The following is a 14,493-nucleotide window of genomic DNA, read 5'->3' as shown; positions in this document are numbered from 1 at the left end:
GCCCGCCGCCCGCCTTGACCTGCCTCAAGCGGGTCAGGCCAGGCCGGCCAGGACCGCCCGGCGCACCAGGTCCTGGAGGGTGGCCGCCTGGGTCTTGGCCATCAGCTTGGCCCGGTAGATCTCCACGGTGCGCGGGCTGATGTCGAGGTCGCGGCCGATCTCCTTGCTGGTCGCGCCGGCAACCAGGCGGTCCAGGACCTGACGCTCGCGCTCGCTGAGCGTCTCGACCCGCCGCCGGAAATCCTGCACGCCAGGGTCGGCCGCCAGGGCCGTGCGGCCCTGCGACAGGGCGCTGCGCAGGGCCCGCAGGAGCACTTCGTCGTCGAACGGCTTCTCGATGAAGTCGCAAGCGCCTCGTTTCATCGCCTCCACGGCGAGCGGAACGTCGCCGTGGCCGGTCATCACCACGATGGGCAGGGTCACCCCGGCCTCGCGCAGGCGGCGGATGAGGTCGAGGCCGTCGATGCCGGGCATGCGGATGTCGGTCAGGACGCAGCCCGAGACCACCATCGCTCGACGCTCCAGCAGGTCGGTCCCGCTCTCGTAGAGTCGCACGGCGAAGCCGGCGGTCTCGAGCAGGAAGGCGAGCGAGTCCCGCATGGCGGGGTCGTCGTCCACCACGTGCACCAGCTCAGGCCCCATGACCTACTCCTTGGCCCGCTCCTTGGCCCGGCTCCTCGTCCTGCGTCGCCGGCAGGGTCAGCCGGAAGGTGGCGCCGCCGGCCTCGTTGCGCTCGACCTCCAGCCGCCCCCCATGCGCCTCGCTGATGGTGCGGCAGATCGAGAGGCCGACGCCCATGCCGCTCGGCTTGGTGGTGACGAAGGGCTGGAACAGGCGCCCGGCCACGTCCTCGGCGATGCCGGGTCCCGTATCCGAGACGGCGATCTCGACCCTGTCGGGGGCGAGGAGCCGCGCGGCGATGCCGAGTTCGCGGCGCGGGCTCTGCGCCATGGCCTCGCGGCCATTGCGGATCAGGTTGACCAGGACCTGCTGGATCTGCACCCGGTCGGCGAGGACCGAGCCGACCCGGCGGTCGAACGCGAGGTGCAGGGCGATGCCCTGCTCGCGGGCGCCGACCATGGCGAGCGCGCAGGCATCCTCGATCAGCCGCACGACCGGCTCGAGGCGTCGCTCGGTCTCGCCCCGCGCCACGAAATCCCGCAGCCGGCGGATGATCTGGCCGGCCCGCAGCGACTGCTCGGCGACCTTGTCGAGGACGTCCACCGCCGTGGCGAGGGTGGCGGGGTCGGGTTGCGCCAGGAGGCGGCGGCAGCCCTTGGTGTAGTTGGCGATGGCGCCGAGCGGCTGGTTGAGCTCGTGGGCCAGCGTGGAGGCCATCTCGCCCATCGCGCTCAGGCGCGAGACGTGGACGAGTTCCGACTGGAGTTCCTGCAGCCGGGCCTGAATCCGCTGGTACTCGGTGAGGTCGTTGATGAAGCCGGTGAAGAAGACCTGCCTGCCCGAGCGCATCTCCCCGATGGCGAGTTCCATCGGGAAGGTCGAGCCGTCGCGCCGGCGCCCCGTCACCACCCGGGTGGTGCCGATGATGCGGCGCTCCCCCGTGCGGCGATAGCGGGCGAGGTAGTCGTCATGCTCGGCCCGCATCGGCTCCGGCATCAGGATCCGGACGTTCTGACCGATCGCCTCGCTGGCCGCGTAGCCGAACAGGCGCTCGGCGGCGGCGCTGAAGGAATGGATCAGGCCGTCCTCGTCGATGACCACCATCGCGTCCGGCACGGTATCGAGGATCGAGCGCAGATGCGCCTCGCGGGCGCGCAGGTCCTCCTCGACCCGCTTCTGCCCGTCGATGCTGACGACGATGCCGTGGTGCCGGCCGGGCCGGCCGTCCGCGCCGAGCAGGACGCGCCCGCGCGAGCGCAGCCAGCACGTCTCGCCGTCCGGCCGCACGACGCGATAGTCGATCTCGTAGGCGCCGCCCTCCCGCAGCGCGCGCGCGATGGCCTCCGCCCGGGCGCCGCGATCGTCGGGATGAACCAGGCCCTGCGTCGCGGAGAAGGACGTCAGCCGCCCGGAGGGGACGCCGAAGAGGCGCGCGCAGGCCGAGGACACGGTGATCCGGTGCGTCGACAGATCCAGCGACCAGATGCACACGCCGACCTCGTCCAGCGTGTGATGGAGCTCGTCGGTGCCGAAAAGGTCGGTGCCTCCTGCAGTCACGGGCGTTGAGGTCATCGGGTCGGTCATCGCGCAGTCGGGGAGCAGGGCTCCCATGTCGGTCCATCGCGCATTGTCGCTTCGCGGGGTCCGCCCGTTGTTATCATTTGTTAGCACTACTCCATCCTGGCCTTCCACCCACTCGCGGTGTCGCGGGTGCGCGGGCGCTCCGTCGATGCGGTCAGGCTCCTGCAAGCCTCGGGCGCTGCGCGATCGGCTTCACCGTTGCCGACATCCACGACCCCATTCCGAGGCCGCGCGGGGGAGGCCGGAATGTCAGGAGGGGATCGCGCACGCTGATGAGGAGGCCGTCACCGGCATCGGCGCCGTGTTGTCCGGGGTGCGGCTCTCAGGGGCCGGGAAGCGGCCGACGAGGCGCGGTGGACGTGACCTCAGGCATCTCCCCTCGGAAAGAGCGTGTCTCGTGGTCAAGCCGAAGCGAGGCAACGCGCTCGCGTCCCGTCGCCCTGGACGCACATTCCGTATAGGATTCTCGATTCGGATCCCGATGGCACGAGCGCTTCCCTTGAGTAACAAGACATCTCTCCCGTTTCCATCTCCGACGTTCCAACCCTGGCCGTCCTACGATCCGCAGCGCCCGCAGGTGGGCTATGACACGGACGCGGCCTTCCACAGTCTCTATGACGAGGCGCAAACGGCGACGGAGATGAACGACCGGGCGATGCGTCGCCAGCGTCACTACCTGATCCCTCAGGCGATCCGTCAGGTTCGCAATGTCCCAGGATATGTCGCGGAAGTCGGCTGCTACAGAGGCCTTTCAGCCTACATCACCTGCTCCGCAATGATTGCAGAAGGTATTTCTTGCGATTTTCATATCTTTGATTCCTTTGAGGGTCTTTCATCTCCAAATGAACATGATGCTACTGAATTTAAATCCAAGAAGATCGTGGCAGGTAACACCCTTGCATGCCCGGAGGACCAGGTGCGCCGCAATCTTGCGCGGTTTGACTTCGTCCAATATCATCGAGGATGGATCCCAGATTGCTTTCCTGGCGTAGCAGAAAAAACCTTTCGCTACGTTCATGTCGACGTGGATTTGTATCAGCCAACCATTGATACCCTCAAGTTCTTTTGGCCTCGGTTGTCTCCGCGTGGAGTGATGTTGTTGGACGATAACGGAACGCTGTTCTTTCCAGGAGCGCGCAAGGCAATCGACGAGTTTTTCTCTGAAAGAAACGACGTCGTGCGGTTCGAGACGCCATCCGGTGCAGGCATAGCCATCAAAATGGCCTGACCTCGACTTTTGCCATCCGTACGGCTTCGCCGAGGGCATGAGCCCAGGGCGCGGGTCAGACGAATGGAGGTTTCGTTCGGGCTCATTGGCGGCGCGATGCCGCCAACGGCCGCTCGCGCCAGAACGTGCCGCGTATCGCCGCCAGGGCATCAGGATGGAACCCGGCCGCCTGCCGATCGATCGGCAGGGCCAAGCCTATCCGGGCAGGCCGTTTTCGGAAGCGCCCATGGAGCGACGGAGAATATCAGAGCCTGTTTGACTGACTCTCAGTTGACACCCGCCATGTCGGCCCGGGGCCGCGCAGCAAAGCCCGGCAGTCAGACACTCACTCGGCCGGGCCGCCGGAGATCCGCGTGCCGAGCGGCCCAGGAGGGCTTGCGCTGGATCAAGGCCGGCGCGTCCGCTCGGGGCGAACCATGGTGTCGCGCCCAGCCCGGAGACGATCCATCTGGAGACGATCGATGTCGATGCAGGCCCCCTCCCCGCTCGCGACCTTCCGCGATCTCTTCATCGGGACCATCGTGGAGGACGAGCGCGATCGGCTCTCCCCAGCCGTCGGGTACGGGCTCTCGCTGGCGGAGGCGGCCGGCGCTCACGTGACGATCCTGTCGTCCTCGTGGTGCCTCGTCGGAACCGATGCCTGGCTCCAGGGCACCGGCGATCCGGGCATCGGGATCGTCGATCGCCGCCTCGACGCCCTGGCCCGCGCCTTCGCCGAGAATGCGGCCGGCGCGGCGGCGCAGGCCGGCCTCGTCTGCACCTGGGAGACGCCGTGCCTGCCCTATCCCGAGGTGGTCCACCGGCTGGCGGCCGAGGCGCGCCTGCACGACCTGACGGTCCTCGACCTCGATCCCCGCAGCGAGGTCCTGTCGCGCGAGACGGTCGAAGCGGCGCTGATGGCGAGCGGCCGGCCGGTCCTCGCCGTGCCGCGCACGCACCCGGCCTTCGCCGGACGGCGGATCCTCGTGGCCTGGGACGGCGGCCTCCAGGCGGTTCGCGCCGCCAACGAGGCCATGCCGCTCCTGCGCGCCGCAGAGACGGTCGAGATCGTCTCGGTCGGTGACGCGGACGACCTGCTCACGACGGTGCCGGGGGCCGAATTCGCCCGCCATCTCGCGCGGCACGGCGTCGCCGTCACGGTCAGCGACCTGCCGCAGGCCGGCAGCATCGCCGACACGTTGCGGAAGCACGCCGTCCGGGTGCGGGCCGACCTGATCGCGATGGGGGCCTATCGGCATTCGCGCACCCGGGAGCTCGTCTTCGGCGGGGTGACCCGCTCGCTCCTGATGGACGCGCCGGTCCCGCTGTTCCTCGCGCATTGAGCAGGGAGGCCCATCATGATCCGGAAGCAACCGACCCGCACGGCCTCGGTCCGGACGGCGCGCAGGCGAAAGGCCATCCGGACGACGCTCAGGCCCGCCGTCGCACCGAAGCGGTCGCATCCCGAGGACGAGATCCCGATCCCACCGGTCACGGCGGACGACCTCGAGCCGTTCGACGTCGATGATCTGCGCGCCCTGAAATCCGGCTGGACCTTCGTCGAATGAGAGCCGGCTCGGCTTGCGAGACGGTCTCGACATCCTCCTCGCTGCTCAGGGCTGCGCTTTACGGCCTCGGAATGCCATCGAGAGTATCGATTCCGTGGATGCCCGTCGAACAGGCTCCGAGACATGGCAGGGGCAAGCCGTTCATGCTCGCGCGCCCGATTCGCGATCGGTGCGCGGCCCCCGGAGGGCCCGCATCGCGTTGAGGATGACCGCGACGTCGATGGCTTCCTGCAGCAGCGCGCCCTGCACCGGCGTGAGCGCTCCGAGAGCCGCCGCAACCATCCCGGCGAGCGAGAGCCCGAGGCCGACGAACACGCTCTGGAGCGCGATGGCACGGGCGGTCCTGGCGATGCGGATGGCCTCCGGCAACGGCGCCAGGCTGTCGACGAGCAGGACCACGTCGGCCGCTTCCGCCGCCGCGGCGGCGCCCCGGGCGCCGAGGGCGACGCCGAGATCCGCCGCCGCGAGCGCCGGCGCGTCGTTGATCCCGTCGCCGACCATCATCACCGGCCCGCGCAGCCGCTCCGCCACGACGACCTTCGTCTTGTCCGCCGGGTCGAGGTCGGCCGCGATCGCGTCGATGGGGAGCCCCCCGGCGAGCGCCTCCGCGACGTTGCGCCGGTCCCCCGTCGCGAGCACGATCCGCGCGAGGCCGCACGCCCGCAAGGCGGCCAGGATGGCGGCGCCGTCGCGGCGCAGCGGATCGGCGAAGGACAGGATCGCCGCCGGCCGGCCGTCGATCGCCACCAGGACCGTGGCAGACGCCAGCTCCCCGTCGGCATCCGGGCCCGCGGACGGAAAGGCGATCCCTTGCGCGCGCATCAGGCGCGGCCCGCCCGCGCTCACGCGCCGTCCCTCCACCAGCCCGATCACGCCGTCGCCGGGCACCTCGGTCACCTCGGACGGCGAGGCGAGGCTCAAGCTCCGGGACCTCGCCTCCTCGACCAGGGCCCGGGCGATCGGGTGGGCGGAGGCCTGATCGAGGGAGGCCGCCAGCCGCAGGGCCTCGGCCTCCCCGAAAGGCGTCAGCGCCGCGACCGCCCTCAGGCGCGCCCGGCCCTGGGTCAGGGTGCCGGTCTTGTCGACCACCAGGATCTCCGCCTCGGCCAGGGCCTCCAGGGCACCCCCGCCCTTGACCAGGACGCCGCGCCGCGCCGCCCGCGACAGGCCGGAGACCAGGGCGACCGGCACCGCCAGGATCAGCGGGCAGGGTGTCGCCACCACCAGCACGGCGAGCGCCCGCAGGGCATCGCCCGTGGCCGCCCAGGCCCCGCCGGCGAGGAGAAGCGTGACGAGGAGGAAGACGAGCCCGTAGCGGTCGGCGAGCCGCGCCATCGGCGCCTTGGCGGCCCGCGCCGCCGCGACGAGGCGCACGATGCCCGCATAGGTGCTCTCCTCCGCCCGCCGGTCGGCCAGGAGCGTGAAGGCCTGGCCGACATTGAGGCTGCCGCTGAGCACGGCGGCGTTCACCGGGAAGGCGGCAGGCAGCGACTCGCCGGTGAGGCTCGACAGGTCGAGGACGGCGCGGCCCGCTGCGACGCGCCCGTCGACCGGCAGGACGTCGCCGGCGCGCACCAGGATCCGGTCGCCCGGGGCGAGATCCGCCAGGGGAACCTCGCGCACCCGAGGCCCCTCGGCGCCGGTTGCGTCGTCGCCGGTCTGCTCTTCGCGAAGGGCGGTGCGCGGCTGGCGCGCGATCAGGGCGGTCATCGCCCGGCTCGCCCGCCCGGCGGCAATGGCCTCCAGCGCCTGCCCGCCGGCATACATGAGGGCGATGACGGCGCCGGCCAGCGGCTGCGACAGGGCGAGCGCCCCCCCCATCGACAGCAGGGCGACGAGATCGAGGCCGACATCGCCCCGCGCCAGGCTCGTCGCCACCTGGACCAGCAGGATGGCGAGGACCGCCAGGGTGGCGAGATTCCAGGCCAGGGTCGCGACGCCGACCTGCCCGAGCGCCTGGGCCACGAGACCGGCGCCCAGCCCCAGGAGCGGCAGCACCACGAACCCGCCGCGCAGGGCCGGCGTCCGGCCGGCCGGGGCGGTCCCGACCGCCGCTCTCTCCGCAGGTGCCCCCTCCATGGCCGTCCGCGCCTCCCTCCCTCCGTCTTTCCAGGCACGCGCCGAAGACGGCCGCCGGGCCCTTGCGCCGAATCAAGCGCGGCAAGGGCTGCCGGTCCTTGAGCAGGATCAATGTCGGGCCCCACCTTCGGGCGCAGGATCCCCGCATGGCCGAAGGGAGGGCTGCCATGCTGGCACGCGACATCATGCACCGCGACGTCGTCACGGTGACGCCCGAGACACCGCTGGGCGCGATCGCCCGGCTGCTGGTCGAGAAGCGGTTCGGCGCCGTGCCGGTCACGGACGGGACCGGCGCCCTCGTCGGGATCGTGAGCGAGGCCGACCTGCTCCACCGCGAGGAGCTCGGCACCGAGCGGCGGCGCAACCGCTGGCTCGACGCCTTCGCGTCGATCGAGGCGCTGGCGAACGCCTACCGGTCCGCCCACGGCCAGCTGGCGCGGGACGTGATGGCGCGCTCCGTCGTCACCGCCGGCCCGGACGTGCCCCTGCCCGAGATCGTCGAGCTGATGGAGCGCCGGCACATCCGCCGTGTGCCGATCGTCGAGGCGAGGCCCGACGGGAGCGAACGACTCGTCGGGATCGTGACCCGCGGCGACCTCGTGCGGGCGCTGGCGACCCTGGTCCCGGCCTGCCCCGCCCCGACCACGGACCGGGCCCTCACCGACCGGCGCATCCGCGACATGCTGCTGGCCGAGCTCGCCCGCCAGCCCTGGACCGACAAGGCCGAGGGCAACGTCACGGTGCTCGACGGCGTCGTGCATCTCTGGGGCCCGGTGACGAACGAGGCCGAGGCCCGGGCGTTGGTGACCGCGGCGGAGGGCATCCCGGGCGCCGTCGCCGTGCGCGACCACACCTTCGTCGCCTGCTGGGGCGCCGACCCGGTCATGCTCTGAGCCGCCGGCGGGCCGCAGCCCGGCCGGAGCAGTCCGGCTGTACCGGCTCGTCGTCGATCCGGACCGCCTCACGGAGGCCGATGCACGGGAGCACGGAGGCCGCGTGCTCCCGCGCTGAGGCGAATCGACGGTGTCCCGTCAGCGCGACATCAGCACCGGGACCGTCATCGAGGCGAGGATCGTCCGGCTGGTCCCGCCGAGGATCGCCTCGCGCAGGCGCGAATGGCCGAAGGCGCCCATCACCAGGAGGTCGGCGCCGCGGTCGGCGACGTGCGAGAGAAGCGCCTCGCCCACCGGCCCGCGGCCCGGAACGATGTGGAACGCGGCCTCGATCCCGTGCCGGGCGAGATGGCGGATCGCGCGCCAGCGCGTCGCCTCGGGCACCGGCTCGCCGGTCACGCTGACGAGTTCGACGCGCGCCATGCGGCGCAGGAGCGGCAGCGCGTCGCCCAGGGCTCGCGCCGCGGGCGCGCTGCCGTCCCAGGCCACCACCGCCGCCGCGAGCCGGGGCGGCGCCTCCTGGATGTAGGGCACCATCAGCACCGGGCGGGCGCCCTGGAACAGCAGGGTGTCCAGATAGGCGTCGGTGGGCTTCGGCGCTGCTCCGTCGGCCTGCTCGATCACCGCGAGGTCGCTCAGGTGCACGAGCCCGGCGAGGCGCTGCGGCGCGTGCGGGGCCGAGGTGCAGATCGCGCTCGTCTCGCAGGACAGGCCCGCCTCCCGGGCGGCGCTGGCCACGGCCTCGACCGCAGCGGCGGCCTGCGCGCGCGCATCCTGCTCGGCGGCCACGACCAGATCGTAGCGGATCTCGGACTGCGCAAAGGTCTGGAAGGGCACGAGCGGCAGGACGCTCACGGCGGAGACGGTCGCGTCGAGCATCGCCGCGAGCCTGACCCCGTAGGGCGCGGCGCGCCGGCCCACCCCGTCGACGACGATCGTCAGATCCTTGATCACGGCCGTTCTCCCGCTGAATGAGACCGATCGAGGATCCGCCCGGCCGGGAGGCAGCACCTTGATCCAGCGCAAGCCGGCCACACGGCGCGACCGGCGATTCCGACCGGGGCGCCACCGCAGCCCGACGCTCGCCCCGATCTCCCCGCATGGCCCGATCGAGACGTCGCCGATGCCCTGCGCCGGTCGCGCTCAGGCCTGCGCGCCCTTCCAGGTGAGGAAGAAGCCGATATCGCCCGGCATGCCGTCCGGCCAGTCGACCACCATCGCCTTGAGGCCGTAGCCGGCGGGATGCAGGCGGTCGCGCCAGAACTCGTAGGCCTGGCGCGGGCGGCCGGTCAGGGTCTCGGCCCACCCCGCCTCCCCGTTGTTGATCGCCCGGCCCTTGTCGCTGCACATCAGGTTCGGGAAGCGCATCACCAGCAGTTCCTTCTGGCCCTGTTCGGCGGCGATGCGGAGCTTGTGCAGCAGGCGCTGCGTGATCTCGTTCACTTTTTCGGGCGTGATCGCGATGGGCTCGGCGAGCTGCTTGACCAGCTCCTCCCGCGCCTTGCCGGCCCGGTCGAGCCCCTCGTTCTCCTTCAGGGCCCGGGCAGCGCGCATGCGCGCCGAGTAGGCGGCGAGGTCGTCCGCCGACATGAAGGGCTCGTTGCCGATCGCGGCGGGCGGCGTCGCGGATTGCGGCGCGGGTTTCGTCGTCAGCGTCTCCATGGCGATCTCCTCACGCGCGGAGCGCCGTCCGGCGAGCATTGCCGAGCCCCTCGCGCATCCCGGTCACGGCCGTCCGGATCCGCGACGGGCCGCAGCTGCGCTCCCCCGTCGCCCGTCCTCCCGCCTTCCGTCAGTCTCACAGGGGACGCGCCCCACCGCTTGATCGGGCGGGACAGCGCCCCCGCAGGCCGCAGGGTCGGATTGCGGAGCCCGCGGGCGGCCCCGTCTCAATGCGCCATCAGGAGCGGGACCGGGCAGGCGCGCAGCATCTCCTGCGTCACCCCGCCGAGCACCGCCTCGCGCAGGAGCGAATGGACGAAGGCGCCCATCACGATCATGTCGGCCCCCGCTTCCGTCGCGTGGCGGCGCAGGGCACCGGCGACGTCCCCGTCCCTGGCCGGCAGGTCGGTGACGGTCACGGCGACGCCGCGATGCGCGAGGCCCGGCGCCACCTCGACGCCCGGGACCGCATGCGTGAGGTCCTTCTCGCCGGTCACCACGACGACCTCCACCCGCTCGGCCTGGCGGAGGAACGGCAGGGCGTCGTGCAGGGCGCGCGCCGCCTGGGCGCTGCCGTCCCAGGCGACGAGGATGCGACGGGCCGCGAAGGTCTCGCAGCCCGGCGGGACGACGATGAGCGGCCGGCCACTCTCGAACAGCAGGGTCTCGATCAGGCCGCGGTCACCCGTCAGCATCCGCGGCTCGGCGTCGATCACCGCGAGGTCGTGCAGCCGCGCCTGGGCCGAGAAGCTTGCTCGCAGGCGGTCGTCGGAGAGGTGCTCGGCCTGCGCCGTGCACAGGATTCCGGCGGCGGCCGCGTCGCCCCGGGCCCGCTCGGCCACGGCCTGAGCCAGGTCCCGCAGCCGCCGGTTCTCGGCGGCAACGACCATGCCGACGAAGCGGCTGATCCAGGCATGCGGCACGACCAGCCGGACCGAGACCGCCTGGACGGTCACCCGGGCCGGCGCGCGCGCTGCCAGGGACAGGCCGTACGCGAGCGCGCTCGACGCGGTCTCGTCGCCCAGACGCTCGGTCAGGGCGATCAGGATGGTCCGGAGGTCCTCGATCATGGCCGCCCCGCTGGTGTCCGATGCACGGATTCTGGCAGCTCGGCCCGCGGGCACGTTGCGCTGGATCAACGACGCCTCGCCCGGCCGGTCATGCGGTCGGAGCGGAGGACCGGAATCGGGGCCGGCGAGGTCTCGGCACGCCGTCAGCGGCCCGTCCTCACGCGCGGCACGGGGCTGAGTCCCGCCGCCGCAAGGGCTCCAGGACGGATGCTTCCGGAGCGGGCGGGCACGGACGCCCGCTCCGCCCGTCACGACATCGGCGGATCGCTCCGGCCGGCCACCGTCACGTGGTCCTCGACACCCTCGGTCTTGCCGCTCAGACCCGGCACCTCGTCGAGCTGCCGCAAGCTGGTGAAGCGGCCGCGCTCCTCGCGATAGCGCACGATCTCGAACCCATGGCCTTTCAGCGCCGGCACGGTGTCCAGCTCCTCGGCGGTGGCGGCGTTCAGGTCGATCACCGGCATTGCTCCGTCTCACTTCGCTTGCGTCACGGTTCGCGCTTCGGCCCGTCCGGCAGGCTTTCCTCGAGGTGGGCGTACACGATCTCGGCCGAGAAGGGCTTGTCGATGAACGCCGCACCGTCCGGCCGGTCGCCGGGATCGGGACGGGCCCGCCCCGATGGCGTCATCGTCACGGCCGTCGCCCCGTTGGCGAATGCCGACCCGGATGGTCGCCTCCAGACCGACCAGCGTCATGAGCCGACGGTCCGGATCCCTCCTCAACGATACCGGCAACCGAGCGGCCGGCGTGAGCTTCCTCTCCGTACCTTGGCCCGTGGCATCGCGCCGAGAGCAGGTGGCGCCCCTTGCCAGATTATCCCAAAGTAAATTGTCGTCACATGGCTTTCCAGAACTGAATTTCCGCGCTAGGTTGACCAGATGGCCCGCCGTGTGACATATCAAATCTTTGACATGCCGGATGGGCGATTTTCCGTTACGGTGACCATCGAGCCAGACAAGACGATGGTCCGCACCGGCTTTGCGACCCAAGCCGAAGCCGATGCATGGGTCGAGGACTTGCGGGCCATCATGGCAGCCCTCGGCGCACCCGTTGCCCTCGCCTTCCCGGACTATCCTGGCTCGCTTCCCCTGAACGAGATGCTGGCCTTCATCAGGAAGGCGCCCACGGACGCCGGCTGATCGCCGCTCCAGCACCAGGGTTTCCGGCAGGTCTTGTTTCTCCTCTGCCAGCGCCTCGCGCATGGGCTCGGCGAGCGCCGGTCGGTCAACCTGTCGATGAGGTCCGACCGGCTCTCGCGTATCGCGTCCGATAGGCCCTGTCGCCGATCGGCCTCGACGAGGCCGGAATGAATGTGAATTCATCCAATGATATAACCAGCTTTCAAATAGAATTATATGTCACGACTCTGGAGATATGATATTCACCTGCTTTCCATCTCTAAGCTCCGCAGCAACATACCAGCTATCCCATTGCGAGAACTGCCTAAAAACTCTTACATAACCTTTAGATGATAATATATCATCGATTTTTGCTTCATTGTCGGGATTATTCTCGATCGATATGACCATAAATTTATGTCTAAAGCTGTATGATAAAAGTATGTCCAGCTCACTTCCTTCTGTATCGATCGACATATAATCGATTACAGGAGGAGCGTCATACTTATTCAGCAAATCATCCAATGATAATGTTTCCAACTCGATCCGCTGACCATGATTTCGCTTTTCGGAAAAATGATCGCCCGCAGAAAACTTGGCAATCCCGCTCAATTCAGGATCGGTATCATTCGTTGCTATAAATGAAATCGTATCTCCCGATTTAGAGGAAATACACTTTGTCTCGATATGCACGTCTCTATTGATCATTAATTCAGGATGCCAGATAGGATTTGGCTCGGCCAAGATCCCCTTCCACCCAAATTCTTTTTCAAGAAGCCAAGTATTGCTATTTTTTAAACCGTTCGTTGCTCCAAATTCTACGAAAAACCCTCCAGATTTCTCACCAAGTTCAAAACAAACCCACAAATCTTGCAAAATTTGCGATCTAGACCGCTCTCTTCGCGATAAGCAATAGCTGATAAATTTTACATCGTTATTCAAAACAATGTTTTTTACTTCAGATCTATTAAGACGTATAGCATTAAATAGGATTTTTTGAATGGTATTATTTTTAGATAATTTTCTGCCTACGCTCGCAATTCCCGACATGGCCAATTTTTTTACAATGGTCATGTATTTTCTCCCTCAATAAGCAGCAGGGCGATGCTGAGCAGGAATGTTCATTAAACAAGAATTTTACAAAAGTCCATTGATTCTGCCTGGAGAACGTCGCTTGCCTTCCGAAAGATGTGCCCTAATGCAAGTCAATAATCCGCTCTCTCGGCTGTGTTAGGGCATCAACCGCTGGGCAGATCCTTGAGGTGTAACTTGCGCAGCTTGGCTTCGTCTGCTTCCTCGAAGAAGATGTCCGCGGTGCGATACCGCGCCAACAGATCGTCGTCAGCCACTTGTCCTCCTCGCGGGCGATGACCACCCCGGGCACATGGCGGTGCAAGAAGGTCTGAATCGCGCCGTCCGGACCCAAGGCTGCCCGCAGCCCCTCGCGCAGGCTGCGCAGCGGGACGGCGCGGTCGTCGGTGACCAGCTTGCGGCCGACGTGGATGCCGGTCCGTGGAGGGACTCGAGGTCGAATCAAGAACCTGGAGCATCATCCGATCGCTGCGTGGTGCATGCCGCGGCCGTGTACTGCGTTGCGGCGCGGTCGGATGATGCTCTAGACTGATCGATGTTTCGACGCCTCTCGGATGGCCTGGGATGACGACGCAGCGCCGGCGCGCCGGGGATCCACGCTCTGCCTCGCGGCTCCAGCGGCGCCAGATCCTCGCCTGGCTCGGCGGCGCCGCGATCGGCACCCGCGGGGCCCGTGCGCAGCCGGGCCCGGCCCAGCCCGTCATCGGCTATCTCGGCCTCGAAGCGCCCGAGCCCTATGCCAGCCGGCTCGCCGCCTTCCGCGACGGCCTGGCCGAGGCGGGATTCGTCGAGGGGCGCAACGTCGCGATCGCGTTTCGCTGGGCCGAGGGGCGCTACGAGCGGCTGCCCGACCTCGCCCGGGAGCTGGTCGAGCACCGGGTCGCGGTTCTGGCCGCGCCCGGCGGCGCGCCCGTCGCCCTCGCCGCGAAGGCGGCCACCGCGACGATCCCGATCGTCTTCGAGATGGGCGGGGACCCCGTCGCCCTCGGGGTCGTGCAGGACCTTGCCCGCCCGCGCGGCAACCTCACGGGCGTGTCCAGCCTGAGCGTCGAGGTCTCGCGCAAGCGGCTGGAATTCCTGCACGAGGCCATGCCGGCCACGACGACCTTCGCGGTGGCGTTCAACCCGACGAGCCCGACCGCGCCCTCGCAGCTGCAATCCCTGCACGAGGCCGCCGAGATCCTGGGCGTGCGCCTGCGGCCCTCGCCGGTCGCCGACGAGGCGGATTTCGCGCCCATCTTCGCGGGCGCGGCCGCGCAGCCGCCCGCAGGCCTCGTCTTCACCTCCGACCCCTACTTCGCGTTGCGCAGCCGGCTGCTCGCCGACCTCGCGACCCGCCACGCCCTGCCGGCCGTCACGCAGTCCCGGGATTTTCCCCTGGCGGGCGGCCTGATGAGCTATGGCGGCGACTTCACGCAGACGCACCGCCTGGCCGGCCTCTATGCCGGCCGGCTGCTCAAGGGCGAGCGGCCCTCCGACCTGCCGGTGCAGCTCGTCACGAAGGTCGAGCTGTTCGTGAACCTCAAGGCCGCCGCCGCCCTCGGCGTGACCGTCCCGCCCGCGCTCCTCAGCGCCGCCGACACGGTCCTCGAATGAAGGGG

15 protein-coding genes are annotated in these 14,493 nt (G+C 69.1%); 6 read left to right on the top strand and 9 right to left on the bottom strand.

What is annotated here, in order from left to right; translation table 11 throughout:
* Positions 1–33 precede the first annotated feature (33 nt).
* A complete protein-coding gene (gene fixJ / locus VQ03_RS12195; protein WP_048451145.1) occupies positions 34–642 on the bottom strand; it encodes a response regulator FixJ in 609 nt (202 codons plus the stop codon).
* Positions 632–2,194, bottom strand: a complete 1,563-nt coding sequence (locus tag VQ03_RS12190; protein WP_208605501.1) for a PAS domain S-box protein — start codon at positions 2,192–2,194, stop codon at positions 632–634. The genes fixJ and VQ03_RS12190 overlap by 11 nt, the downstream gene beginning before the upstream one ends.
* A gap of 508 nt (positions 2,195–2,702) precedes the next feature.
* Between VQ03_RS12190 and VQ03_RS33740 the strand changes: the two genes are divergently transcribed.
* The 3 genes from VQ03_RS33740 to VQ03_RS12180 all read left to right on the top strand — a co-directional run bounded on the left by VQ03_RS33740 (position 2,703) and on the right by VQ03_RS12180 (position 4,978).
* A complete protein-coding gene (locus VQ03_RS33740; protein WP_167376082.1) occupies positions 2,703–3,431 on the top strand; it encodes a TylF/MycF/NovP-related O-methyltransferase in 729 nt (242 codons plus the stop codon).
* 461 nt (positions 3,432–3,892) lie between these two features.
* On the top strand, positions 3,893–4,753 hold the full coding sequence (locus tag VQ03_RS12185) for a universal stress protein (RefSeq protein ID WP_048451144.1): 861 nt from the start codon (positions 3,893–3,895) through the stop codon (positions 4,751–4,753).
* Positions 4,754–4,768: 15 nt separating this feature from the next.
* The gene (locus VQ03_RS12180; RefSeq protein ID WP_048451143.1) at positions 4,769–4,978 is read left to right on the top strand and encodes a hypothetical protein; all 210 of its coding nucleotides are present in this window, start codon (positions 4,769–4,771) and stop codon (positions 4,976–4,978) included.
* A 141-nt stretch (positions 4,979–5,119) separates the two neighbouring features.
* On the opposite strand, the gene VQ03_RS12175 is transcribed toward VQ03_RS12180, so the two are convergent.
* Positions 5,120–7,057, bottom strand: coding sequence for a heavy metal translocating P-type ATPase (locus VQ03_RS12175; RefSeq protein ID WP_048451142.1), 1,938 nt, complete (start codon positions 7,055–7,057; stop codon positions 5,120–5,122).
* 167 nt (positions 7,058–7,224) lie between these two features.
* Here VQ03_RS12175 and VQ03_RS12170 point away from each other — a divergent pair, with 167 nt between their 5' ends.
* Positions 7,225–7,950, top strand: a complete 726-nt coding sequence (locus VQ03_RS12170; protein ID WP_048451141.1) for a CBS domain-containing protein — start codon at positions 7,225–7,227, stop codon at positions 7,948–7,950.
* A gap of 138 nt (positions 7,951–8,088) precedes the next feature.
* On the opposite strand, the gene VQ03_RS12165 is transcribed toward VQ03_RS12170, so the two are convergent.
* From VQ03_RS12165 to VQ03_RS33010, 5 genes are all read right to left on the bottom strand, one after another.
* Positions 8,089–8,904, bottom strand: coding sequence for a universal stress protein (locus VQ03_RS12165; RefSeq protein ID WP_048451140.1), 816 nt, complete (start codon positions 8,902–8,904; stop codon positions 8,089–8,091).
* Positions 8,905–9,093: 189 nt separating this feature from the next.
* The gene (locus VQ03_RS12160; protein WP_048451198.1) at positions 9,094–9,612 is read right to left on the bottom strand and encodes a hypothetical protein; all 519 of its coding nucleotides are present in this window, start codon (positions 9,610–9,612) and stop codon (positions 9,094–9,096) included.
* Positions 9,613–9,839: 227 nt separating this feature from the next.
* Positions 9,840–10,682: a universal stress protein gene (locus VQ03_RS12155; protein WP_048451139.1), complete on the bottom strand. Its 843-nt coding sequence runs from the start codon at positions 10,680–10,682 to the stop codon at positions 9,840–9,842.
* Positions 10,683–10,930: 248 nt separating this feature from the next.
* Positions 10,931–11,140: a ComEA family DNA-binding protein gene (locus tag VQ03_RS12150; protein WP_048451197.1), complete on the bottom strand. Its 210-nt coding sequence runs from the start codon at positions 11,138–11,140 to the stop codon at positions 10,931–10,933.
* Positions 11,141–11,169: 29 nt separating this feature from the next.
* Positions 11,170–11,316 (bottom strand): hypothetical protein, encoded by a 147-nt coding sequence (locus tag VQ03_RS33010; RefSeq protein ID WP_157064080.1) that lies wholly within the window; start codon positions 11,314–11,316, stop codon positions 11,170–11,172.
* 244 nt (positions 11,317–11,560) lie between these two features.
* Here VQ03_RS33010 and VQ03_RS12140 point away from each other — a divergent pair, with 244 nt between their 5' ends.
* Positions 11,561–11,821, top strand: coding sequence for a hypothetical protein (locus VQ03_RS12140; protein WP_048451138.1), 261 nt, complete (start codon positions 11,561–11,563; stop codon positions 11,819–11,821).
* A gap of 219 nt (positions 11,822–12,040) precedes the next feature.
* Here VQ03_RS12140 and VQ03_RS31855 read toward each other — a convergent pair whose 3' ends face one another.
* A complete protein-coding gene (locus VQ03_RS31855; RefSeq protein WP_083467954.1) occupies positions 12,041–12,874 on the bottom strand; it encodes an FkbM family methyltransferase in 834 nt (277 codons plus the stop codon).
* Positions 12,875–13,456: 582 nt separating this feature from the next.
* Here VQ03_RS31855 and VQ03_RS12135 point away from each other — a divergent pair.
* Complete coding sequence (locus VQ03_RS12135; protein WP_048451137.1) at positions 13,457–14,488, top strand: ABC transporter substrate-binding protein; 1,032 nt, start codon at positions 13,457–13,459, stop codon at positions 14,486–14,488.
* Positions 14,489–14,493: the final 5 nt, after the last annotated feature.

The sequence above is a fragment of the Methylobacterium tarhaniae genome, from assembly GCF_001043955.1.
In the GTDB taxonomy this organism is placed as follows: Bacteria; Pseudomonadota; Alphaproteobacteria; order Rhizobiales; family Beijerinckiaceae; genus Methylobacterium; species Methylobacterium tarhaniae.
The sequence above is the reverse complement of the archived record's forward strand: the minus strand, read 5'-3'. Positions and strand labels throughout refer to the sequence as shown.